This window comes from Mesorhizobium wenxiniae, assembly GCF_002284535.1.
GTDB classification, from domain to species: Bacteria; Pseudomonadota; Alphaproteobacteria; order Rhizobiales; family Rhizobiaceae; genus Mesorhizobium; species Mesorhizobium wenxiniae.
Genome location: NZ_NPKH01000025.1, coordinates 21,020 through 42,018 on the forward strand (window position 1 = coordinate 21,020; position 20,999 = coordinate 42,018).

The 20,999-nt window shown below is 59.2% G+C and carries 21 protein-coding genes and 3 pseudogenes; 14 read left to right on the forward strand and 10 right to left on the reverse strand.

Features of this window, described 5'->3' with window-relative positions:
• The first annotated feature begins 33 nt into the window (after positions 1-33).
• Positions 34-1,947, forward strand: a complete 1,914-nt coding sequence (ftsH, locus tag CIT31_RS20990) for an ATP-dependent zinc metalloprotease FtsH (RefSeq protein WP_095520211.1) — start codon at positions 34-36, stop codon at positions 1,945-1,947.
• Positions 1,948-1,978: 31 nt separating this feature from the next.
• On the opposite strand, the pseudogene CIT31_RS35280 reads toward ftsH, so the two are convergent.
• The 4 genes and pseudogenes from CIT31_RS35280 to CIT31_RS21010 all read right to left on the reverse strand — a co-directional run.
• Positions 1,979-2,194, reverse strand: a pseudogene (locus tag CIT31_RS35280) (glycosyltransferase family 2 protein); the annotation flags it as partial.
• 175 nt (positions 2,195-2,369) lie between these two features.
• Positions 2,370-3,158 (reverse strand): TylF/MycF/NovP-related O-methyltransferase, encoded by a 789-nt coding sequence (locus tag CIT31_RS21000; protein WP_095520212.1) that lies wholly within the window; start codon positions 3,156-3,158, stop codon positions 2,370-2,372.
• A 361-nt stretch (positions 3,159-3,519) separates the two neighbouring features.
• Entirely contained in the window at positions 3,520-4,128 is a 609-nt protein-coding gene (locus CIT31_RS21005; protein WP_095520213.1) for a class I SAM-dependent methyltransferase, read from the reverse strand.
• 13 nt (positions 4,129-4,141) lie between these two features.
• Complete coding sequence (locus CIT31_RS21010; protein ID WP_095520214.1) at positions 4,142-5,575, reverse strand: polysaccharide pyruvyl transferase family protein; 1,434 nt, start codon at positions 5,573-5,575, stop codon at positions 4,142-4,144.
• 247 nt (positions 5,576-5,822) lie between these two features.
• Here CIT31_RS21010 and CIT31_RS34335 point away from each other — a divergent pair, with 247 nt between their 5' ends.
• Both CIT31_RS34335 and CIT31_RS21020 read left to right on the forward strand, forming a co-directional pair.
• Complete coding sequence (locus CIT31_RS34335) at positions 5,823-5,981, forward strand: hypothetical protein (protein ID WP_165778519.1); 159 nt, start codon at positions 5,823-5,825, stop codon at positions 5,979-5,981.
• A 724-nt stretch (positions 5,982-6,705) separates the two neighbouring features.
• Positions 6,706-7,698 carry a glycosyltransferase family 2 protein gene (locus tag CIT31_RS21020; protein ID WP_095520215.1) on the forward strand — a complete coding sequence of 331 codons (993 nt, stop codon included), beginning with the start codon at positions 6,706-6,708 and terminating at the stop codon, positions 7,696-7,698.
• Between the two features lie 447 nt (positions 7,699-8,145).
• Here CIT31_RS21020 and CIT31_RS35285 read toward each other — a convergent pair whose 3' ends face one another.
• From CIT31_RS35285 to CIT31_RS21040, 4 genes and pseudogenes are all read right to left on the reverse strand, one after another.
• The gene (locus tag CIT31_RS35285) at positions 8,146-8,601 is read right to left on the reverse strand and encodes a tyrosine-type recombinase/integrase (protein WP_095520216.1); all 456 of its coding nucleotides are present in this window, start codon (positions 8,599-8,601) and stop codon (positions 8,146-8,148) included.
• Positions 8,602-8,654: 53 nt separating this feature from the next.
• Positions 8,655-8,819 (reverse strand): annotated as a pseudogene (locus CIT31_RS35290) (Arm DNA-binding domain-containing protein); the annotation flags it as partial.
• Between the two features lie 184 nt (positions 8,820-9,003).
• On the reverse strand, positions 9,004-9,378 hold the full coding sequence (locus tag CIT31_RS21035) for a VanZ family protein (protein ID WP_095520217.1): 375 nt from the start codon (positions 9,376-9,378) through the stop codon (positions 9,004-9,006).
• Between the two features lie 1,016 nt (positions 9,379-10,394).
• On the reverse strand, positions 10,395-11,291 hold the full coding sequence (locus CIT31_RS21040; RefSeq protein WP_095520218.1) for an ATP-dependent DNA ligase: 897 nt from the start codon (positions 11,289-11,291) through the stop codon (positions 10,395-10,397).
• A gap of 71 nt (positions 11,292-11,362) precedes the next feature.
• Here CIT31_RS21040 and CIT31_RS21045 point away from each other — a divergent pair, with 71 nt between their 5' ends.
• Positions 11,363-11,551: a DUF3606 domain-containing protein gene (locus tag CIT31_RS21045; RefSeq protein WP_095520219.1), complete on the forward strand. Its 189-nt coding sequence runs from the start codon at positions 11,363-11,365 to the stop codon at positions 11,549-11,551.
• A 55-nt stretch (positions 11,552-11,606) separates the two neighbouring features.
• Here CIT31_RS21045 and CIT31_RS21050 read toward each other — a convergent pair.
• Positions 11,607-11,984: pseudogene (locus CIT31_RS21050) on the reverse strand (hypothetical protein).
• Between the two features lie 742 nt (positions 11,985-12,726).
• On the opposite strand from CIT31_RS21050, the gene CIT31_RS21055 reads away from it, so the two are divergent.
• Positions 12,727-13,431 (forward strand): outer membrane protein, encoded by a 705-nt coding sequence (locus CIT31_RS21055; RefSeq protein ID WP_095520220.1) that lies wholly within the window; start codon positions 12,727-12,729, stop codon positions 13,429-13,431.
• Between the two features lie 325 nt (positions 13,432-13,756).
• Here CIT31_RS21055 and CIT31_RS21060 read toward each other — a convergent pair whose 3' ends face one another.
• A complete protein-coding gene (locus tag CIT31_RS21060; protein ID WP_095520221.1) occupies positions 13,757-14,647 on the reverse strand; it encodes a LysR family transcriptional regulator in 891 nt (296 codons plus the stop codon).
• Between the two features lie 121 nt (positions 14,648-14,768).
• On the opposite strand from CIT31_RS21060, the gene CIT31_RS21065 reads away from it, so the two are divergent.
• The 9 genes from CIT31_RS21065 to CIT31_RS21105 all read left to right on the forward strand — a co-directional run bounded on the left by CIT31_RS21065 (position 14,769) and on the right by CIT31_RS21105 (position 20,951).
• Entirely contained in the window at positions 14,769-15,494 is a 726-nt protein-coding gene (locus CIT31_RS21065; protein WP_095520328.1) for an SDR family oxidoreductase, read from the forward strand.
• A 202-nt stretch (positions 15,495-15,696) separates the two neighbouring features.
• Positions 15,697-15,969, forward strand: a complete 273-nt coding sequence (locus CIT31_RS21070) for an Atu4866 domain-containing protein (protein ID WP_156768347.1) — start codon at positions 15,697-15,699, stop codon at positions 15,967-15,969.
• Between the two features lie 207 nt (positions 15,970-16,176).
• Positions 16,177-16,407: a hypothetical protein gene (locus tag CIT31_RS21075; RefSeq protein ID WP_095520223.1), complete on the forward strand. Its 231-nt coding sequence runs from the start codon at positions 16,177-16,179 to the stop codon at positions 16,405-16,407.
• Between the two features lie 166 nt (positions 16,408-16,573).
• Positions 16,574-16,834 carry a DUF982 domain-containing protein gene (locus tag CIT31_RS21080; protein ID WP_095520224.1) on the forward strand — a complete coding sequence of 87 codons (261 nt, stop codon included), beginning with the start codon at positions 16,574-16,576 and terminating at the stop codon, positions 16,832-16,834.
• Between the two features lie 273 nt (positions 16,835-17,107).
• Positions 17,108-17,296, forward strand: coding sequence for a DUF3606 domain-containing protein (locus CIT31_RS21085; protein ID WP_095520225.1), 189 nt, complete (start codon positions 17,108-17,110; stop codon positions 17,294-17,296).
• Positions 17,296-17,478: a hypothetical protein gene (locus CIT31_RS21090; protein WP_029348124.1), complete on the forward strand. Its 183-nt coding sequence runs from the start codon at positions 17,296-17,298 to the stop codon at positions 17,476-17,478. The genes CIT31_RS21085 and CIT31_RS21090 overlap by 1 nt, the downstream gene beginning before the upstream one ends.
• 164 nt (positions 17,479-17,642) lie before the next feature.
• On the forward strand, positions 17,643-18,692 hold the full coding sequence (locus CIT31_RS21095; protein ID WP_165778520.1) for a glycosyltransferase family 2 protein: 1,050 nt from the start codon (positions 17,643-17,645) through the stop codon (positions 18,690-18,692).
• A complete protein-coding gene (locus CIT31_RS21100) occupies positions 18,649-19,374 on the forward strand; it encodes a class I SAM-dependent methyltransferase (RefSeq protein WP_245316419.1) in 726 nt (241 codons plus the stop codon). The genes CIT31_RS21095 and CIT31_RS21100 overlap by 44 nt, the downstream gene beginning before the upstream one ends.
• A 392-nt stretch (positions 19,375-19,766) precedes the next feature.
• Positions 19,767-20,951, forward strand: a complete 1,185-nt coding sequence (locus CIT31_RS21105; RefSeq protein WP_245316420.1) for a hypothetical protein — start codon at positions 19,767-19,769, stop codon at positions 20,949-20,951.
• The last annotated feature ends 48 nt before the right edge of the window (positions 20,952-20,999 follow it).

The following is a 20,999-nucleotide window of genomic DNA, read 5'->3' on the forward strand; positions in this document are numbered from 1 at the left end:
GACCTACATCGATATGATGCTGGAGGACACACCATGGACATGAGCGGCAGGAAGACGCAGTTCAATATCTGGTACTGGATCGCCGCCTTCGCGGTGCTGATGATCTTCCAATATGTCTACACCGCCACGCAGCACGTCGCGCAGATTCCCTATAGCCAGTTTGAGACCCTGCTACGCGACGGCAAAATCGCCGACGTGCAGGTTTCCGATCGCTTCATCCAAGGCCGCTTCAAGGAGCCGCAGGACGGGAAACCGCTATTCATTACCACGCGCGTCGAGCCGAATCTGGCACGGCAGCTGCAGGAACACGGCGTCACCGTCACTGGCCAGATCGAAAGCACTTTCCTGAGCGACCTGCTCTCCTGGGTCGTCCCGATCCTCGTCTTCTTTGGCTTGTGGATGTTGCTGATGAGACGCATGGGCGGTGGCATGGGCGGTTTGATGCAAATCGGCAGGAGCAAGGCCAGGGTCTATGTCGAGGCCAATACCGGCGTGAGGTTCGACGACGTGGCAGGTGTCGATGAGGCCAAGGCCGAGCTGCAGGAGATCGTGGATTTTTTGAAAAACCCGCAGGAATACGGCCGGCTTGGAGGGCGCATGCCCAAGGGCGTGCTGCTGGTCGGGCCACCCGGCACCGGAAAGACGCTGCTCGCCAGGGCCGTTGCAGGCGAGGCAAATGTTCCATTCTTCTCGATCTCTGGCTCTGAATTCGTCGAGATGTTCGTGGGCGTCGGCGCCGCTCGTGTGCGCGACCTGTTCGAGCAGGCACGCGCCAAAGCCCCGGCGATCATCTTCATCGACGAACTCGATGCGCTGGGCCGCGCCCGCGGTGCGGGCCCGATGATGGGCGGCCACGACGAGAAGGAGCAGACACTCAACCAACTCCTGGTCGAGCTCGACGGTTTCGATCCGAAAATCGGCGTCGTGCTGCTCGCTGCGACGAACCGCCCGGAAATCCTTGACCCGGCACTTCTTCGCGCCGGCCGTTTCGATCGGCAGGTGCTGGTCGATCGGCCGGACAAGCAAGGTCGCGTCCAGATACTTCAAGTCCACATGAAAAAGGCCAAGCTGGCGGCGGATGTCGACGCGGAGAAAGTTGCCGCGCTGACGCCGGGTTTTACCGGCGCCGACCTCGCCAATCTCGTCAACGAGGCCACCCTGCTTGCCACGCGCCGGAGGGCGGACGTCGTCACGATGGAAGATTTCAACAATGCGGTCGAGCGCATTGTGGCGGGGCTCGAGAAGCGCAACCGGTTGTTGAACCCTAGGGAACGCGAGGTCGTCGCCTATCACGAAATGGGCCATGCGCTGGTAGCCATGGCGCTGCCCGGAGTGGATCCCGTACACAAGGTATCGATCATCCCGCGCGGCGTCGGCGCGTTGGGCTACACGATCCAGCGGCCGACTGAGGACCGATTCCTCATGACGCGCCAGGAACTGGAGAACAAGATGGCGGTGCTGCTCGGCGGCAGGGCGGCAGAGTGGATCGTGTTCGGGCATCTGTCCACGGGGGCCGCCGATGACCTAGCCAAAGTGACCGACATCGCCCGCGCCATGGTCACGCGTTACGGCATGTCGGAAAAACTCGGCCACGTGGCGCTGGAAAAGGACCAGCGCTCCTTCCTGAGCCCCAACCCACTCGCCGGCGGTTCGCGCGAGCACGATTACGGCGAGGCCACCGCCGAAGCTATCGACGAGGAAGTTCGCAGCATCGTCGATACAGCTTTCGCGCGAACCGTCGGGCTCCTCACGGAGCGACGGGATCTGCTGGAAAAGACGGCGCGCAAACTGCTCGAAATCGAGACGCTCAGCGAGGCTGAACTCGCATCGCTCGTCGGAAACGTCTCGGCACCGGATCGCACGGAGCCATCCGAACCGGAATTGGGCAGGCGACCGGTACGACGAGGCAAGGCTGCGGCTACAAACTTGTCGCGCCCGGCCGAGTGATGACCTTCCTCGTCCCAACGTGGCCCCAGGGTCCGAACCGCTCGTCCAAAAGCCCGATACGGGCTGCAAGATCGCCGTACATCGTCATGTTGCAGCCCAGGGACAAAGCCGCCGGGATGGACATCAGGGGTCAGTCGCTCGCGGACCGGCGACCGTTTGATCGTGAACGGCAGATCCCTGGCTTCGCCAATCTCGACGCGGCCTCCCCAGGTGACCCGTTCTCAGTGGCATAGTGTCGCTGCCAGTCACTGAGATTATCAGCCTTTACTGAATAAGCCGGTCAACGGGCGCCGCGCGACGCGGATTGGCGACCGCCCGCGATCCCCGATAGACAACGCGTGAACAGAGCGGCGTGCAGAAATTCAACCGTGGTCAACGCTCTTCGGCTTGGAGGGAAGTGATCAAAGTGGAATGCGTTGTCATCAGCCCTCTGCGGCGTTGCCGTTTTGGCGCGCTGCAAAAACACCGTTTCCAGCCGTCGACCAATCTCGCTCACCCTTGACGACGTAGTATAAGCCGCCTTCGAATTGCTTGATGCGAGCCATACCTTCGTAGCTGGCAAGATACTCGTGGATTGCCCGTGCATAACCATCCCAGTCGGGGTACCCGTCTGCGATCATGATCCCATCGTCGGCCAGGTAAGGAAAAAGGGCCCGAAGACAAGTCATTGCGGAGGCATGCCAGTCGCAATCGATTCGTAGCACCGCGATGGGTGATGGCGGCTCGAATTTGGCCAATGTCTCCTCGAAGTAGCCTTTGACAAGCTGATAACGCGTTGCGCCGGACTTCCTCATGGCCGCATCGGCATGCTCGGTTCCGACGATCGCATTGTTGAAGTACCACGGGCCGTTCGTACCAGCCTTCCAGGCAAGGGCAGCGGGGCCGTCGATAGGCTGTGGATCAACATGGCCTTGGAAGCTGTCGAATAAGAAATATTCTCGCTGCGGTCCTAGGATCTCAGCCATGCCGGCACAAGTGCCGCCTTTCCAGACGCCACACTCGATGACGCAGCCATGCGCTGGCGCCGTAGCAGTAAGAGCGAGGTTCGCGATATACTGCTCGCGACCAAGCATGGTGCTGTCCTTGTACTTCTCGTAGATCATCTCAAACCGAGTGTGCGGAGCCCGTGACCGGGAGACGCGACTTACTTCGAGGCCGATCGCATTGAACGAAGCCCGCACGAGGCGTTTCACCGAGCTGAGAGTCATCATGCTACTCGCAAGATGGTTGAAGCGGAAATCGTGTTCACTGCCACCACCGCATGGCAATCAAACGCCCTGTCAAGCTTACAGAGTTTAGATCAAACCGCAAAGACACCATCAAGTTCGATCACCTGATCGAGCTTGTGCCGTTACGGTCGCACACAAGGGACGTTGGAATACCGCAATCAGCAGACACCTGACTTCCATCTCTCCAGACGGCCGCAGAGCAGGCTGGGATTGACGCCGATCCGGGATAGTAGCCGGACGGCTAGCTGCAATGAGGCTGAGGTCATGCCGCCGGTCCGTAGCGCATGAACTGGAACGTCTTATGAAAGGATCGGAGGAGCTCGAAACATCGAACGGCCTGGGTTCAGTCATTGTCTCGAAAGTGAAAGATCCGCTCGTCGCCTTCCGCGGTGTGCCAGTCGACAGCGTGCGCTAGCCCGTATCCGGCATCGGCAAAGAGGCAGATCAGCTCCGTTTCCGTAAATGTGTTGGTCCAGCCTGCGCCAGCGCGGCGCAACGTTTCCGGCAGCCTGGCCAGGCTATGTCGGGGGTGAGCCGCGCAACCATATGACGCGATACAAGCCGGCGATTGCTGCCTCAGCCATTCTATAAAGGAATGTAAATCGTGAACGTATTCGAGAACCCCAGCAAAAATTGCGAGATCGAATGCATGGGCGGTCAGATCAGGCAAGGGTCTTTGATTTAGGTCCAGCACGATCGTGCCAGGTCCGCGGCTCACGAGGTCGGACGGGGTGTATTGGCAGCTTGGGTCGAGATGACGTTGAAGCTTGCCCATTCCCGCGCCGAACTCGATCACCCTCGCCCCAGGTGGCACTAACCGGGCAATGATTTTCGTTCTTTCCTCCCAGTCCTCGAATTCCGATGCATCGGTCCACCGCTCAAAGTCGGTCTTTCCGAACAGCTTGCATCTGAGCGCTTTAAGTCTTGTCGACCAACTGTTGTATTCCAGCATGGCGGCCCCTGATTCAGCCTTGGTCCCAGATCGCGTCGCGAATGCGACGGTATGCGGTATGGCCGGCAGCGATTTGAGCTTCGGCCCTGGCCAATATCGCCGGGCGAATAGCGGGCGCCTCTTCCCACAGGCGCCGGAGCGCCGACCGAAGCTTCTCGGCAGAGTTCGGATGATCGAGTGCCACCATCTCGCAGCCCGTGCCGAACATATCGGCGAGGCCAAGGAACTTGTCGACATAGTAGTCGGATCTGGCTAGCCCGATCGTCGGGATACCGTTGGCCAACGCGAAAACGCCGGCGTGGTAGCTGCCAGTGACTACGACCCGACAGCGCTGGATTTGCCGAATGAGGTCGTTCGGTGTGCGGATCGCGAGTGCCCGGTTCAGCTCGGTCTCATCGGTGGGCATCAGTCCACGAATTGAGTCGATGTCCGCTTCGCAAGGCTCCAATGAGACTGGAACGCCGATCAAGGGTGCCTCGAGCGAAACCGATGTGGCGCCTAAGACATGTCGCAACCCTTCGAGAATATCCGCTGATACTCCTGAATAGGAGGAAAGACGTAGATTGATGCCAATGCCGGTGCCAAGCTCATCCACTCGCATCTCGTGCGCCATTTCGATGGCGTCATCGCCGGTTGCGCAGATCCTGTCCTTGGAAACACCCAACTCCGCGAGCAGAGGAAGCCCGGCTCGCGTTTCGCGAAGCGCGATCAAGTGGAGCCTTGGCAATATGGCCGATGCACGAGCTCTCAGCTCGGCGTTGGCAAGCGGGCCCATCCCCTGGCCGACCATGACCACCGGCCGTCCTTTCCTTGCAAGCGCGAGATTCAGAGTTTCGAGTACCGACAGGGCATATTCTGGGAAAGCGTCTGTGATTCCGCCCATTCCACTTACAAGCACAAGGTCTGCCCTGTCCACAGCATCGGTGAAGCGAAGAAGTGCCGCGCGCGCATTCGGCATGTGCCTAAACTTAAGGCGCCAGAACAGAGAAACGAGCCTCGGCGCGTGTCGGCGAATGCGATCGGGCCAGTGCTCGGGCACGAACCGCTTCAACTTGGCCGGCCTGAAATCAGGCTTGAGCCATAGGGCGCGCCCTTCGGCCGACAGGGGGATGGCAAAGGGACAGAAGCGGCGAAGCGCGTCCGGATCGTCAGTCAGAACGTTGATCGTCGAATTGTCGCACAGCCGCGCAAGCCGCTCCGTGGCAGCATAGAGCATTGCCATGTCACCGATATTACGCAGCACATAGTCGCTCGGCTCTACGAGTATCTGGATTGGGCGGTGATTAAAGCGCATCCTTTTCCCCTGGATCCGACTGGAGGACCGAAGGTTAGCACAACGTCTGAGGCAATCGAGCCCATTTGCGCGACGCCGGATTTTACTGACCACGTCTGCTTGGATCAGATCACGATGATGCTTGCGCCGACCTGAAGGTCCGCTCTTGAACATTCGAGGCCAGAAGCGGCGGGTCTGCTACCGGCCCCAAATCTACCCCAGAGCTGTAGCTCGGGCGTTGTTCGTTTCTCCATCGGCCAATCAAGGCCAAGGAGAACGGAAATGGGTTACTCTCAATACGATCCTGCAATTCAAGGACGCGTTGCTTGGAATGCCGGAAAGTCAGTAGGCACGAAGCGGCCTTTTACACAAACGCAAATCTAGGCGATCCGCTTCTGCCTCGATCGAGAAGGGCGCCTTCGTGACCGGCCGCTGCTGTCACGCGATCGAACTGAACGCAGCCTATGTCGATGTCGCGGTGCTGCGTTGGCAGGACTTCACCGGCCAGGCAGCAGTGCTGGAGGGCGACGAACGGACCTTCGCCGAGATCGCTGCGGCAAGAGCTGGAGGAGTGGCATGACCATCCCTACACCAGCAAGTGCCTCCTGGAGGTCAATTCTGAGCAACGGCCCTTCACCGGCACTCCGGTGGCCCAAAATCGCTCTTCGTCGGGAATTGGCCTCCAGCAGCATGATTGTCGGGAAGGCGAGGCCAAGGCAGGCCAGGCGGCGAGTGTGGCATCTCGTGAGGCAGGCTGATGGCCCGCCCCAGGCCATCAGCCCGATGCTTTTCATCGCCGTCAGGTAGAGGCGCTGGCAGGCTAGGGGCAAGGTTGCACGCCGGCTCTGCCGGTTGACCAGGTCCGCAGATTGAACACGTCGACTGAACAGCATCAGCCGAACACCCCGACTACCAAGGTGATCGCGGATCCGTGGAGAAGGTTGGATTTCAGGTCCTCTCCCTCCGCCAACTCATCACATTTTGCATTCCATCGACACCGGGCCCCGGAAAACCGCCCGTATCGGGAGCGAAGCGATCAAGACAGCGTTGGTTGACGCGCCTGTTCAGAGGGAACTAATATTGCATCGGGGCGCGGCGGATCCGCGGCCCGTTCCCGGATGGATCCAAGTTCGATTTCCCGGATTCGAGATTTGATTTGCCCACGATCGAAGCCCGTTAGGGCCAGGCTGGCAGGAGAACAATCGGTCTGACTTGCCCGGAATTCGCCCCGGGTGTTGGCCAGCAATGCATATCCGATAGAATACTCAAATAAACCATCCCCCAACTGCGGAAACGAAGGCCTGATGATTGATGACAATGCTACGGTAGGCGTCGTGGTGCCGATGTTCAATGCTGAGAGAACCATCGGTGCTACCTTGGCCAGCATCTGCAGGCAGAGCCACCAGGCACTGGACATCATCGTGGTCGACGACGGATCTACGGACCTGTCCGAATCAATCGTGACCTCCCATGCCGCGAAAGATCGGCGCATACGCCTGATAAAGCAGCCGAACGCCGGTGTTGCGCAGGCTCGGAACAGTGGCGCCGCTTCTACCGATGCGGAGTTTCTGGCGTTTGTCGACGCGGATGATCTCTGGGCCCCTTCCAAGATCGCACTGCAACTGCGCGCCCTGCAGGAAGGCGGCTCTTCTGCGGGCCTGGCATATTGCTGGTTTGCCCAAATCGACGAGGACGGCCGGGTATTCTCACTATACCGACCCGATGCCGATGGCCGCGTTCTGCAACGGATGTGCAGAATGAATTTTGTCGGCAACGGAAGTTCGATGCTGCTGCGTCGCTCCGCATTCGAGCGGGCGGGACAATTCGATCCTTCCCTGAGGGCCAGGAATGCACAAGGCTGCGAGGACCTTCTGATGTGCCTCAGGATAGCGGAAAGTTACGAATTCCGTGTCGTGCCTCAGCACCTGGTGGGCTATCGGATGACGAACGTCAACATGTCGAGCGATGTCATGCAGATGCTTCGTTCTTGTGAGATTGTTCTTGCCGAGTTTCGCGAAAAGTATCCGCAGTTCGGCAGCGATCTCGATGCGCATCTGGTCGATATGATCCATTGGCTTGCGGTGAGAGCTTTGATCGGCGGGCAGCTTTACGCGGCCTGCGACCTATCGAAAAAACTCTTCGTCCTGGATCCGCGCACGGCGATTTCTCGCCTGCCCAATATGATAGACATTTACTGCAGGGCTAGGTTGGTTCCTCGCTGGATCAAGGTTGGAGTGAAACGGATGCGCAACAAGAACGCCGAGTTCCGTCCGCTTTATCAAGAGACCAGCTGGTGAATGTGAGCGCGTCACTGTTCGAGCGGTTGCGGCGGCTCATCCGTTTGGCGGCAGCGCCTGCATGGGCCGGGCCGACATCGTCGGACTTGGTTTGGCTGCGGCGGTTCTCGAAGGTGCCGGCCTCTTCCTGTTCATTCCCCTGCTCCAGAGTCTCGGAGCATCGTCATCTCAATGACGACGCCCCGAGACTGCAGCAGGGCCGGCAAACGGCAGCCGATATTTGACCGGCTCCTGGCGCCCGTCCCGGCACAGCTAAGAAAACCATGTTAGACAGTGGGCCATCACCCGATGCATTCGGAAACGAACTCTGCCTCTGACGACACAGCCTGTGCAGCGGTCAAAATTGCAAGACACCTGCCTGACAGGGGCACGAAGAGCCTCACTCGTTCGGGAAGCCGTGAGAATTAGGAATTCGAAGGCCAACTTCGCAATCGGCCCAGAGTTGGATTATCGGAGTGCCTGGACAAAGCCAGCGACCTTATGAAGGGGCACCGCAGCGTGGTGCTGATCAGTGTCCGTTTGCTTTGGCAATCCGCGGGTGACCCCTTCCACCGGATTGTGTCCTGAGCGATAACCTGCCGCCTTCGCCCAATCCATGACAGTACTGATCCGCTGACGAACTCGTATCGCGGTCTCAGGTTTGGTCAGCCAGATCGGCGAAAGCACCCTGAGCACGTCTGATGTCGCAATCGCATTGACGCGATGGTCGCCAATAACAGGGTACGCATACTGCGTCAGCGTGGTGATCCACTGTTTTGCATGCTTGGGATTTTTCCAGCTGATCTCGTGTTCGGCATGCACAATTTCAGCGGCAACCCTGAAGGTCGGCACGATCCTTCGAGCTTCGCGCGGCGTAGCCAGCGGGTCGCCACCTTCCCGCGCGACTTTACGATAAGCCTGCACGCTTCCCGCGCCTCGGCGAGCGAAGTGACCGAAAGTCCTGCGAGGCCAATGTCGCGTCGCCGTCCCTGCACCACTGTTTGGAGCAGCCAGCGTTTGGCTCCCGATGGGTCAACTATCAGATAGAGGCCGTTACCGTCGGCATAGCGGCCAGGGCCCTTTAGCTGCTTAACCTGCAATGCATCGAGCGCCTTCTCCGGATGCTTCCCCGAATTTTTCACGGCTCCGCCAAACTTCTAACCCCACATTTCGGCCCACATCTGTGGACAATGAAGCAAGCCACTCTTTCACCAACCAATTGTTTTTACCTTATTTTTGGACGGCATTGGACGCCACTGAACATTGCATCGGCGGCCGCTCTCTCCGCCAACCATACACCACCACTGATCTGGGCCAACGGGCGACCTATGGCAGCCCTCCAGCGAGCCACTTTGTCCAGCTTGCGATTGTGATCCCGCAGGCCATGCCAGCACAGTCGGCAATCCAGTCGAATACATCCGGACCGCGCCCTATCAGTTGCGCGCCCTGAACAACTTCAATCGCCAGGCCCGAAAATGCGAGGAGAACAATCAGCTTTGCCTTGTGTTTCGTCCAGCCGACACTTCCCAAGGCCGCCAAAACAGCGAATGCGGCGGCGTGGATGAGCTTGCCATGATGCGTGAAGGTCACTCCCAAATTCTGCAGGAGCCACTCCGGAAAAAGGGCGAGCAGGAGAACGCCGGCTAACGCGACAAGGAAAGCAACCCTTGCCGCGATCGGATATGAACCTGCGCGCAACAATATAGGTCAGCCCTTCATCCGAAGTCTGCAGAGGCGACCGCCAGCACGAAGCGGTCTAGTGCTAAGGCAGATTCTCAATCTCTACCCTCCAACGGACCGGCGCATCGGCCGAACAGATGACGCGCGCCTCTGGCGGAGCGCGCGGGCATTGCACGACCAACGCATCGGGCCAATGGGATGACGCCTATGCCCGCGAGGGGAGAAGGACTGTGGGATCATCCGAGTCAATCGGAAGATCCAGTACGCAAAAAAATCAGCCGGCCGAAGCTGGAATAAAATTACGGTGACATAAATCACGGTGACAGTGCACTTTTTGCCATGTTTGCTCGGCTGTGTGTAGATTGAAAGCATGGCTCGACTTGCATTGCCGCGCTGCCGATGTCGGCATCTGGGCGGCCGGTGGGCAGCGAAGCACTTCTGGACCGGATTGCCGAGCACCGGCAAGCCGCGAAATCGGGAAACATGCCGCCGCATACTGGACCGCCCATCGGTGAGGCGCTGATGATCAAGCAAGCCTAACGGCGAATACGTCCGGTTCAACTTGTCCACGAGCGTCATCGGGAAGCTGAAGGTCTGATAAATCATCCCTATGGCCGGAGTGGCTTTGACACCGGTTGAGCATCTATCTACACCGCCCGCTCACTTGTACGGAATTAACCAATTTTTGTAGCCGGGAACAAACAGTCAGCGACTCGCGTTTCTTGCACGAGGCCGGACTCTCGTCCCCTGGTCTGGCTGTGAAGGCCCACTATCTTTTGCACGGACAGCGGGCTTCGAAGGTTCGCAAATGCCGCGCCGGCGTTTCACTCGCACCTGCCTCAGCCCTCACGATTTGGCTATATGTGAACGCGTGTTTGATCAGGTTTGCGCAGATGGAGTCATCGACCCGTTTGGCCGGGATGCCGAAGCCTTAGCGGTGACGATTGTCGCAATCTTTCGAAACGTAACTACCAACGAGCGCGAGCTGCTCGGGGAAGTCAGATCTCGTCAACGCTCAAAGAGCGCAGACAGGCGCACTAGCTCTCGTCACTGAAACCCAGCAGCGACCCCTGGCGTATGTGGGTGTGGTCGCCACGGAGATGCTTGACGCGCAGCTTTACACCAGGCCTGACCCATTGGGTCGCCGGCCGTCTCTTCATGGCCTCTGGCGGCGGCCCGGCATGCTCTCGAACCCGCTTCAACAGCCGCTCCTTCATGTCGCGGCCCAAGGTGATGAAGGCGGTACCGAAATATTTCCCAGTTCCTGGCTGTGCCAAAAGTGCGAAGGCTGCGTTGCCAGGCTCGCGCTCGATGCCCAGCAGTTCGAATTCGTCGACCGTGAAGCTCTTGATCTTCAGCCAGTTCGAGGTCGGGCCGCTGCGGTATTTGCTGTCGGCCCGCTTCGAGACAATTCCCTCAAGCTCGATCTGCTCGACGAGATAGAAGATTGACTTGGCGTCACCAGGCATGGCCTCGCTGAACTGGATCCGGCTGTTCGGCTTGATGATGCCGCCGAGAATTTCGCGGCGCGCCTTGCAGCCGATGTCGCGCAAATCATGGCCATTCAGGTGCAGAATGTCGAATGCGCAGAGGTACATGCCATAGGGATTGTTGTGGACCGCGTTCTGGAGCGCGTTGAAGTCGGGCATACCGGCCTTGTTGGTAACGACCGCCTCGCCGTCGATGATGGCGTTCTTGACCTCAAGCTCCGTCGCCGCTTCCACGATGCCCAGATATTTACGCGTCCAGTCCTTACCGGTTTCGGCATAGACGCGGATATCCTCGGGGCCGTTGATGATGATCTGGGCACGATAGCCGTCGAGCTTGATCTCGTGAATCCAGTTGTCACCCTCGGGCGGCTTGGCCACCAGCTTGGGCTCCATCGGGAGGATGAACTCTAGCCGGCCGGTGCCGGCCACTGCCCGCCTACGCATGGAACCTAGTCTAGGTCACTGGCGTATATTAGCCATAGTGAATATGACGAAATTCCAAAAGGACGTGCGATATGACAGACGACAAAAGCAAACGCGACTTTCGCGACCGCAACAAGATATCGGCGTACGACGATTATGAGGTGAACTTTTTCGCTCTGCAGAACAACATCACGCCGGCGCAGGTGCGCGAGCTGATCCGCAAGCACGGCAACGATCGGGCGACCCTGACCGCCGCCGCGAAAGCATTGCCGGCACAATGATGACCAAACTCTCGGACGCGCGAGCCTTTTTTGGCTCAGCACATCTCGACGCCGTCTAGCGTGGAACCGCAGGTATTCCCGAGACTGAGCGCGCCGTTTCGGCGGAGAAAACCACGAAGGCAAAGATGAGCACGCTGACAGCGACGATCATGGTGCCGGTGGCGACGATCGGCTCAAGGGCTGGATTTCTATGCAGCATCACGTAAAGAGCCATCACGATCAGGCCAAGATTGTAGACGCCGGGACCATCGCGATCCCGCGGGCGGCTTTTGTCGGGTTCAGAGCGTATCACCCACCGAATATTGCACTCGTCACCCATCCCAAGAAGGTTGATGTGCGCGTGGCACCGTGATTGCCTGAAATTGCCATCTGCAGGCCGGCTAAGGAAGACGATCGCTGTCTTGAAAAAGATCCAAGATTTTCGGCATGTCATGTCCTCCCGAAGCCGTTGCTGGCGGCCCGGCAGCCTATGGGGTGACCGGCCAGCCACCGGGCCTAACCGGCTTGCGCCGGCTGACGAAAACATGCGCTCACGCTAATGTAATTGCAACATCGAGATGCCGGTGCGCACAGCGAGGTTCGCGATCTCGACTCCTGTCCCAAAGACTGGTTGGCGGGTCATCCCGTGAAGAAGATGATCTCCTTCGCACCGCCGACTCCAGCCAGTGGAATTACGGTGACAGTGCACTGTTTGGCATGTTCGCTCGGCTGTCGCTGTAGATTGACCGTATGGCTCGACTTGCATCGCCGCGCCGCCGATTTCGGCATCTGCGCAGCCGACGGGCAGCGAAGCACTTCTGGGCCCGGCAAACCGGACAGCCGTGAAATCGGAAAGACCCGGCAGGCGGGGATAGAAATGGTGCACTGTCACCGTATTCCCGTAATTCCCGCCGACTCGGTAGGCCAATATCAATTTAGATCGTCAACGCCAGCAACCCAGCGATCGCGTTTCTCTAAACTCGGACTAACCGCCTTTCGCTTTCAGGTACGGATTGCCAGCGACTCCTCGGCGGCCAGGACGCCGGCAAGAGTCATGCGAGCAAAACAGGAACCAGGATCACCGCCACAACTGAACCGTGCATTTGCTTCCGTGTGTTGCGCCGCAGTTACAGTTCAGCCACAACCTGTGTGTTATTCAATTTTTGGTGACTTCCTTTCAACACAGGCATCATTCCATGAAGAAAATCGCGTTTGCCACTACGTTCCTGCTCGGTTTCAGCGGTGCGGCCTTGTTTGCGGCTCCGGCCTTCGCGGCCGATGCAGTTGTTTACGAGCCCACGGCACCCGTCGCAGTTGCCTACGACTGGAGCGGCTTTTATGTCGGTCTTCAGGGCGGCTATCTCTGGGGGCAAGCAGAACACAGCTACTCCAACGGTGCGCCAAGTGACGATTCCGATCCCGATGGCTTCATTGGTGGCGTCCATGTCGGGTATAACTGGCAGTCCGGCTCTTTTGTTTACGGTGTCGAGGGCGATTTCGAAGGCGGTGACGTGGAGGGCAGCTTCGAAAATGCTACCGGAGCCACTTCTGTTGGAACCAGCGAATTGAACTGGCAGGGCTCGATCCGCGCAAGGCTCGGCTACGCATACGACAACGCACTTCTCTACGTTACCGGCGGCTGGGCGATCGGCGATTTCGACTTCGGTGGCGGCCCCTTCCCGCTTCCTGTCAGCGGGGGCTATTCGGATACGCTCAACGGCTGGACAATCGGTGCCGGCGGCGAGTGGGCCTTCAACGAACATTGGACCGCGCGACTGGCGTATCGGTATACAGACTTCGGAGAAGCCTCAGGCAACTTGGCTCCGGGATTCCCGGATGTCGATATGCCGGTTGACCTAACCACGCACGCGGTGAGGGTCGGCGTCAGCTACAAGTTCTGATCCTTTGGGGACGCAAGGAAAACCCCGGCCCAGCGGCCGGGGTTTTCGTTTGGGCTCGATTGGCCATCACCGCCTCAACATCCGAACCGCCCCAGACCAATGTAACTGCAACATCGAGATGCCGGTGCGCAGCGAGGTTGACGATCTGGACTCTCATCCCAAAAAAGGTGGTGGGCTGGTTGGCGGACGGTGAAAGGAAGTCGCTTGCGATGTGCAGCATGTCGCGTCCAACGCGAGACAGAATCGCCGGGAGCGGAAAGCAAATTCGGTTCGCTCCCGCTATTCGAAAAGGACTGCAATGGCGCGATCGCCCGCGCGGAAAACGCTAGCCAAGACGCCGCAGGTGATCGACAAGGGCACGCAGCTTCGGCGCGACGTTACGACGGCTCGGATAGTAGAGGTAGAAGCCGGCAAAGCGCGGGCAATAGCCTTCGAGAACTGCCACCAGCTCGCCTCGATCGATCGACGGGCGAAAGCTCTCCTCCATGCCGAAGGTGATGCCGGCGCCGGCTAGGGCGAGCTTTGTCATCAACGCCATGTCGTTGGTCGTGATCTCCGGCGCAACGGCGACGCTGAACTCCTTGCCATTCTCGGCGAATTCCCAGCGATAGGGCGCAACCTTGGGTGCGCGGCGCCAGCCAATGCAGCGATGGCCGGCAAGCTCGCTCGGATGCGCAGGCGCCCCGAACCGATCGCGATAGGCCGGCGCGCAGACGGCCAGCTGCCGCTCATCACCGGCGACAGACACCGCAATCATGTCCTGCTCGATCACCTCGCCGAGCCTGACGCCGGCATCGTATCCCTCGGCGACGATGTCGAACTCCTCGTCCGTCACCGTGATGTCGATCTGAACCTCGGGATTCGCTTCGGCAAAGGTCGCCAGGAACGGCCCTGAAAGAAAGCGCTCGGCGATCGACGAGACGGCGAGCCGCAACTGCCCGCGCGGACGCCCGCGCATATCCCCGGTGGTCTCCATTACCGCGCGCATGTCGGCAATGGCCGGCGCTATCCCGGCGTAGAGGCGTTCGCCAGCCTCGGTAAGGCTGACGCTTCGCGTCGTGCGCTGGACAAGCGCGATACCGAGCGTCTCTTCCAGCCGCTTCATCGTTTGGCTCACCGCCGAGCGGGTGACGCCCGTCCGGTCCGCAGCCGCGCGAAAGCTCCGCTCCTCGGCCACGAGGGCGAACACCGCAAGCGCATTGAGATCCGGCTGCATTGGTTAGATATGCTTTCCACGCTGTGAACAAATGGTCGTCTTATCGCAACAGTGAAACAGATCCATCTTCGTGGCAACCGCCTGAATGGTGGTTCGCAGGATCAACAAGACGGAGACGAACATGTCCCTCAACAAAGTCGTGCTCATTACCGGGGCTTCGAGCGGCATTGGAGCCGCCATCGGCCGGTCGCTCGGTGCTGCCGGAGCAAAGGTCATGCTCGGTGCGCGCCGCACCGATCGGCTGGACACACTCGCAGGAGAAATCAGGGCAAAGGGTGGGGAGGCAATGACACGCCGCCTGGACGTAACCGATCGCGCAGAAGTCGCCGCCTTTGCCGAGGCGGCGCGCCAGGCCTGGGGACGCGTCGACGTGATCGTCAATAATGCCGGCGTTATGCCGTTGTCGCTGATGGCCTCGATTAAGGTCGATGAATGGGATCGGATGGTCGACGTCAACATCAAGGGCGTGCTCTACGGCATCGCCGCGGTGCTGCCGGAGATGACGGCCCGAGGTTCCGGCCATGTCGTCAACATCGCCTCCATCGGCGCGCTTTCGGTGTCGCCGACAGCCGCGGTCTATTGCGCGACCAAATTCGCTGTGCGCGCCATCTCCGATGGCTTGCGGCAGGAGCACGACAACCTCCGCATCACTTGCATCCATCCCGGCGTGGTCGATAGCGAGCTCGCCGACACGATCACCGATCCGGTCGCGGTGGAAGCGATGAAGACCTATCGCGCCATCGCGCTGCAGCCCGACGCCATCGGCCGTGCCGTGCGCTTCGCCATCGAACAGCCGGACGATGTCGACGTGAACGAGATCGTCATCCGGCCGACAGCCAGCAAGTAGGGAGGCAAGAATGGATTTTCGTTTTCACACCTCGTCGCGCGATCGCAGCATCGCAAACGCTCTCCGAGCTGTTCACGGAGCGTCGCGCCGCTCCCGGAAAACAACCCTGAGGAGCTGTCGCATGAAGCAGATTTCGACGCTTGCCGCTGCCGTGTTTCTTGCCGGCGCCGCCGTTTTACCAGTACAGAAAGGTCTCGCCCAGATGAATGTCGAGCAAAATACGGTTACCCAACCTTCGGGAAGCCATCCCTATGTCGGGATGTGGGTCACGGCCGATGGCTATATCCGCCACAACTTGCTTCCACACTGTCGCTATGACGAAGCGCGCGGAAACCGTGAGAGCGCGTACCAGGGGCGCTATGAGATCCGAGGAAATCACATCGACTATTGGGACGACACCGGCTTTACCGCTGACGGAACGTTCATTGACGGCGTGCTGCATCACGCGGGTATGATCTTGTATCGGGAGAAGTAGTGACGTTCGTCGCAAGGATCGGCGAGGCAAGCGTCAAGCCAGTCGCGAGGAGCCGAGCGAAATCGAAGTCGGCAGGGTCGCGCTGAGCCCTGCAAAAGGCAACTGTCGGCGGTCCGATTGGCCTCTGGTCGGACCACTATTTCGCTAGCGGAAACCGCCATTCGGCGTATCATTCTTTTGGGGGAGGGTTCATGGCGGAGGAGGTCAATGAACATCGTTTCGAGAGTGCCTGTCGTTGACTTGACGGCCCAAGAACTTGTTTCATCTGCGCTTTCAAAATTTCGCGCCGGCGACACCATATCGACCAGAGCCGTAATAGACGCCATCCGCCGGGCAGCCCCGGCTTTTGAGGACAGCGACGACCATCTGGTCGAGCTTGTCGTGATGACCGCAATTGGTAGGACCATGGGGGTCGTGTTCGACCATCGGTCCCGCTAATTGCATGTCGCTCTGCGCCCAATTAGCTTGCGCACTGTCCGAACTAGAGCGGCGACGTAAGCCACTCAGTAACCATGAATTGTGATCGGGATGGATCACGCCATTCGTCATCGGAACGAATAGTCCCGCTGCGCCGTTGCTGTCCTTGGAGTCAGGAGTGGCAGTAATGCGTGACGAACAGTTCGATGTTCCGGTGACGATCGAGAGCGAACGGATCGGCCGCCCCCTCTCTGTGACGAGGACGGTCCAGGCGGCCTCGCTTCTGGTCGACAAATGGCCAGACGAAAAACGCGGGCCGAAATATCGCGCGGCCTTGAAAGCCATGATGGATGCGATGGAGCAGCGGCGGGCGGTTGGCAGTGCGCGGCGGGCATTCACGGCCGCCGCTAAGGAAGCCCATCTGTTTGTGCGCGAAGGCCGGCATTAAAGCGCGTCACGTCTGAAGAGATCGATGCGACGCGCTTTCAGTTTTGTTTTATGCATGTCGCCGTCTCAAAACCGCTGCGCAGTTTGGGCGACATGCAGTGCTGTTCATGCATGTCGTTATCCCAAAACCGCTGCGCACTTTGGGCGACATGCAGTGCTGTTGTTTATGCATGTCGTTATCCCAAAACCGCTGCGCACTTTTGGGCCACATGCAATTAAGGAACCTCACGAAATCTCCGTCGTTATGCTCTAGGTCTAAGCGAGGAGAACTGTCATGCCCGATGACATAACCAAGACCGACAACCGTGATCGCTCGCAAGTAGCCGGCGACGAAGACTATGAGGTGAGGCATCTCGCCGAGGAAACCGGCATCACTCCCGAGCAGGCACGCACCTTGATCAAGCGCCACGGCACCGATCGCAAGGTGCTGAACGAAATCGCCAAGAGCATAAAGGCGTTGTGATGGCTGAAAAACGGACCGCTATGGCCGATCGGAAGAAACGCCAACCGGACGACGAGGAAGCCCTGCGCCTGGCCGAGACCACCGACGTTTCGCCCAACCAAGCGAAGGATCTGATGCGCAAGCACGGCAAGAACAGCCCCAAGGTCGAGAAGGAAGCGAAGAACTTCAAGGCCGAAGGCTGAGCCGCCGATTTGGTGGAGCGTCTGCCCTCGCCGTATCACCGTCGCACGCGCCCGGCCATCCGTACGCTTCGCTTATCTGGCGTCGCGGGCGGGCAATCATGAGCGGCTTATCAATTTTCTAACAAATTCGGCCTATTCCCGTTCTAACCATGGGAGCTGGGCTTTTGGCGCAAACAGAGAAAATCGCGGCGCGACGCGCTGTCGCGCTGTCGGTTGTCGTGCCGTGCTATAATGAAATCGGTGGGGTCGCCGAACTTTACCGGCGCGTCACAGCCGTTTGCCGTGAACACGCGGGGCATTCCTACGAGATCGTGCTGGTCATCGACGGAGCCACCGACGGCACCCGCGAGGCCATATTCGAACTCGCCAAACAGGACAGCCACGTCGTCGGCATAGACCTCGCCCGAAATTACGGCCACCAGATTGCGCTCAGCGCCGGCCTGGAATTTTGCCGCGGCCAGCGCATTCTCATTCTCGATGCCGACCTCCAGGACCCGCCGGAATTGCTCAAAGCCATGATGGCAAAGATGGATGAGGGGTTCGACGTCGTCTATGGCCAGCGGGTGAAGCGCCAGGGCGAAGGCTGGTTCAAGCGCGCAACCGCCGCATTGTTCTACCGTCTGCTGCGCAAGATGGTGGACGTCGAGATGGCGCTCGATTCCGGGGATTTTCGACTTATGAGCCGCCGCGCGCTTGATCATCTCAATGCGATGCCCGAGCGTTACCGCTTCATTCGCGGCATGGTGAGCTGGATCGGCCTGAAGCAGGTGGCTTTTGCCTATGAGCGGCACCAGCGCTTCGCAGGCACCACGCATTACCCATTGAAGAAGATGGTGCTTCTGGCAATGGATGCGATGACGAGCTTCTCCATCGTGCCCTTGCGGTTCGCCTCGCATCTCGGCTTGATCTTCGGTTTTCTCGGGCTTGCTGCGCTCGGCTACACGCTCTTCTCATGGTTTGCCGGCAGCGTGTTGCCCGGCTGGACCAGCCTGGCGGCAATCGTCCTGATCCTCGGCAGCGTTCAGCTTCTGGTCCTTGGGATTTTCGGGGAATATCTCGGGCGCATGTATATGGAGTCCAAGCGGCGGCCGCTTTACCTCATAAACGAGATTGCTGCCCATGATCCTGCCGCCGGGAAACTGCCCGTACATCGTCTTCAGGAAATGGCCCATGAACTGGCGAAGGGAGCCGCGCGTGCTTCAGGCCGAGTTTGATCAGTTCGCGCTGGAATATCAGCAGCAGCATGCCGCAAGTATCCGGCTGAGCGGCGAAACCCCGGATTTCTTCGCGCAGTACAAGATCGACGACGTCGCCGCAAGGCTGGCTCACTCCAACGTGAAGCCGCGGCGGATACTCGACTTCGGCGCGGGTGTCGGCAATTCGCTGGGGCCCATGCGCGCCGCATTTCCCGACAGCGAAATCACCTTGCTCGATCCCTCCTCGCAGTCGCTCGACATCGCCCGCAAGCGCTTTCCCGGCCAAGCCGATTTCAGGCACTTCGACGGCGAAACGATCCCTTATGACGACGCAAGTTTCGATCTTGCCTTCGCCGCATGCGTGTTCCATCACATCCCTGAAGACCTCCATGTCGGCCTGATCAAGGAGATCGAGAGAGTGCTGACCGGTGGTGGCAGCTTCTTTTTGTTCGAGCACAATCCCTGGAATCCGCTGACGACGCTCGCGGTGCGAAACTGTGCTTTCGACGAGAACGCAATTCTGATCAACAGCCGCGATTTGCGCAAGCGAATGGCTGCGGCCGGCTTCTCCAAATCCGATGTCGTCTACCGGATCTTTTTCCCACGCGTGCTCGCAAAATTGCGACCCTTGGAGCGCTTCCTGACCAGGATGCCTGTGGGAGCCCAATATTTCGTGCATGTGGTCAAGCCTGCCGTTTGAGCGGACGCCCTGCCCTCGGATGAGCGACAAGCTGAAACCCCCAATCGATCTGCCACAGGGCGGCTTGGAGTTATGATATGAACGGGATTCAGGCGACCGTAGCGACCGTTGCGACCGCGTCGTCGGTCAACGGCGCGCAGCGGGCCAGGGCGATGTTCTGCCTGCTCGTCACACCTGTCGTGGCATTCGCGCTTTCCGCCCACGCCCAAGCCATCCTGCAGGACCCCGACTGTTGGTGGCAGGTCAAGGTGGGGCTCGATCTGCTGGCAAATCGTACGTTCCCGCTTGTCGACAGCTATTCTCATACTTTCGCCGGCCAGCCGTGGATCGCCAAGGAATGGCTTGGACAGGTTCTCCTCGCACTCGCCTACACGACAGGCGGCTGGAATGGCGTGGCGCTGCTGATCATCTCAACCATCGCCCTGACAGCGGCGCTGCTGTCATGGTGTCTCAGCACCTGGTTGAGACCGACGGCGGCAGTGGGACTGGCCTTGTTTGCGGCGGCCTTGATCTCCCCGATCTTCACCGCGCGTCCACACATCTTCACCTTGCCCATCATCGTGATCTGGACCGCAATGCTTTTCCGCGCAGCGCGCTATGAGCAGAGACCGCCTCTGTGGCTACTTGCCCTGCTTGTCCTGTGGGCCAATCTCCACGCGACCTTTACCATCGGCTTTGTCATTGCGGCTTTCGCCGGCCTCGATGTTCTTGTGCGAACCCGCCTGTCCAACCCCGTACTCCTTGGCAAATGGGTTGCCTTCGGACTGCTTTGCCCGGTGGTCAGCTTGATCAATCCCTACGGCATCAAGGCCATCCTTGCCACTTTCACGGTAGCCTATGGCAACGAAGCGGTTCCCTTGATTATCGAGTGGAAACCGTTCGACGCCTCGGATCAACCGTTCCAGGAAGTGGGTATCCTACTGTTCGTTTTCGCGCTGCTTGTGTCGAGACTTCGCGTTAACTGGGCGAAAGCGCTGTTCATCGTCTTTGCCTTGCATATCTATCTCACCCATCTGCGCTTCATGTACCTGTTCTTTTTGCTGGTCCCGATCGTGCTTGCGGCCGAGATTGCCGAGCAATATCCCGCGCTTTCCCTGGCGAAATGGGTGTCCGACAGACGCGACGGGCTGGAACGGTTTTTCGCCGAGCGATTTTACCGGATCTGCGGCGTGGCAGGCGTTTTGCTGGTGGGGGCAACCGCAATGCTCACGAGCGCCTATCAGGTCGAGCCGAGCCAGAAGACTTCGGCCAAGGAAGCGCTCGCATTCGTCGAAAATAATCATTTGTCAGGCAATGTCCTGAATTCCTACAACTTCGGCGGCAGCTTGATCTTCCATGGGATCAAAACATTCATCGACGGCCGGACAGATCAGCTCTTTCTCAACGGCTTTATGAAGACAGATGCCGAGACAGGACGCAGCGGTGGAAAGCCTGTCCTCGAAGCCCAGCTAAAGAAGCATGCGATAGACTGGGCCTTGCTGACGCCGGACGACAGCCGCATTCCTTTCTTCGATGAACTGGGCTGGAAGCGCGCGTATGCCGACGACTATGCCGTGATCTATACGCGCGATCGCTGATTTTCGGCAGCTTCGCGCCGGCGCACGACTTGTCTTTAAACGCCGTGC

Bases quoted from the DNA above. Each gene is read 5' to 3' on its own strand.
- ftsH (WP_095520211.1), top strand. From the start codon at position 34: ATGGACATGAGCGGCAGGAAGACGCAGTTCAATATCTGGTACTGGATC.
- CIT31_RS21000 (WP_095520212.1), bottom strand. From the start codon at position 3,158: ATGATGACTCTCAGCTCGGTGAAACGCCTCGTGCGGGCTTCGTTCAAT.
- CIT31_RS21005 (WP_095520213.1), bottom strand. From the start codon at position 4,128: ATGCTGGAATACAACAGTTGGTCGACAAGACTTAAAGCGCTCAGATGC.
- CIT31_RS21010 (WP_095520214.1), bottom strand. From the start codon at position 5,575: ATGTTCAAGAGCGGACCTTCAGGTCGGCGCAAGCATCATCGTGATCTG.
- CIT31_RS21020 (WP_095520215.1), top strand. From the start codon at position 6,706: ATGATTGATGACAATGCTACGGTAGGCGTCGTGGTGCCGATGTTCAAT.
- CIT31_RS21040 (WP_095520218.1), bottom strand. From the start codon at position 11,291: ATGCGTAGGCGGGCAGTGGCCGGCACCGGCCGGCTAGAGTTCATCCTC.
- CIT31_RS21045 (WP_095520219.1), top strand. From the start codon at position 11,363: ATGACAGACGACAAAAGCAAACGCGACTTTCGCGACCGCAACAAGATA.
- CIT31_RS21055 (WP_095520220.1), top strand. From the start codon at position 12,727: ATGAAGAAAATCGCGTTTGCCACTACGTTCCTGCTCGGTTTCAGCGGT.
- CIT31_RS21060 (WP_095520221.1), bottom strand. From the start codon at position 14,647: ATGCAGCCGGATCTCAATGCGCTTGCGGTGTTCGCCCTCGTGGCCGAG.
- CIT31_RS21065 (WP_095520328.1), top strand. From the start codon at position 14,769: ATGTCCCTCAACAAAGTCGTGCTCATTACCGGGGCTTCGAGCGGCATT.
- CIT31_RS21070 (WP_156768347.1), top strand. From the start codon at position 15,697: ATGAATGTCGAGCAAAATACGGTTACCCAACCTTCGGGAAGCCATCCC.
- CIT31_RS21075 (WP_095520223.1), top strand. From the start codon at position 16,177: ATGAACATCGTTTCGAGAGTGCCTGTCGTTGACTTGACGGCCCAAGAA.
- CIT31_RS21080 (WP_095520224.1), top strand. From the start codon at position 16,574: ATGCGTGACGAACAGTTCGATGTTCCGGTGACGATCGAGAGCGAACGG.
- CIT31_RS21085 (WP_095520225.1), top strand. From the start codon at position 17,108: ATGCCCGATGACATAACCAAGACCGACAACCGTGATCGCTCGCAAGTA.
- CIT31_RS21090 (WP_029348124.1), top strand. From the start codon at position 17,296: ATGGCTGAAAAACGGACCGCTATGGCCGATCGGAAGAAACGCCAACCG.
- CIT31_RS21100 (WP_245316419.1), top strand. From the start codon at position 18,649: ATGAACTGGCGAAGGGAGCCGCGCGTGCTTCAGGCCGAGTTTGATCAG.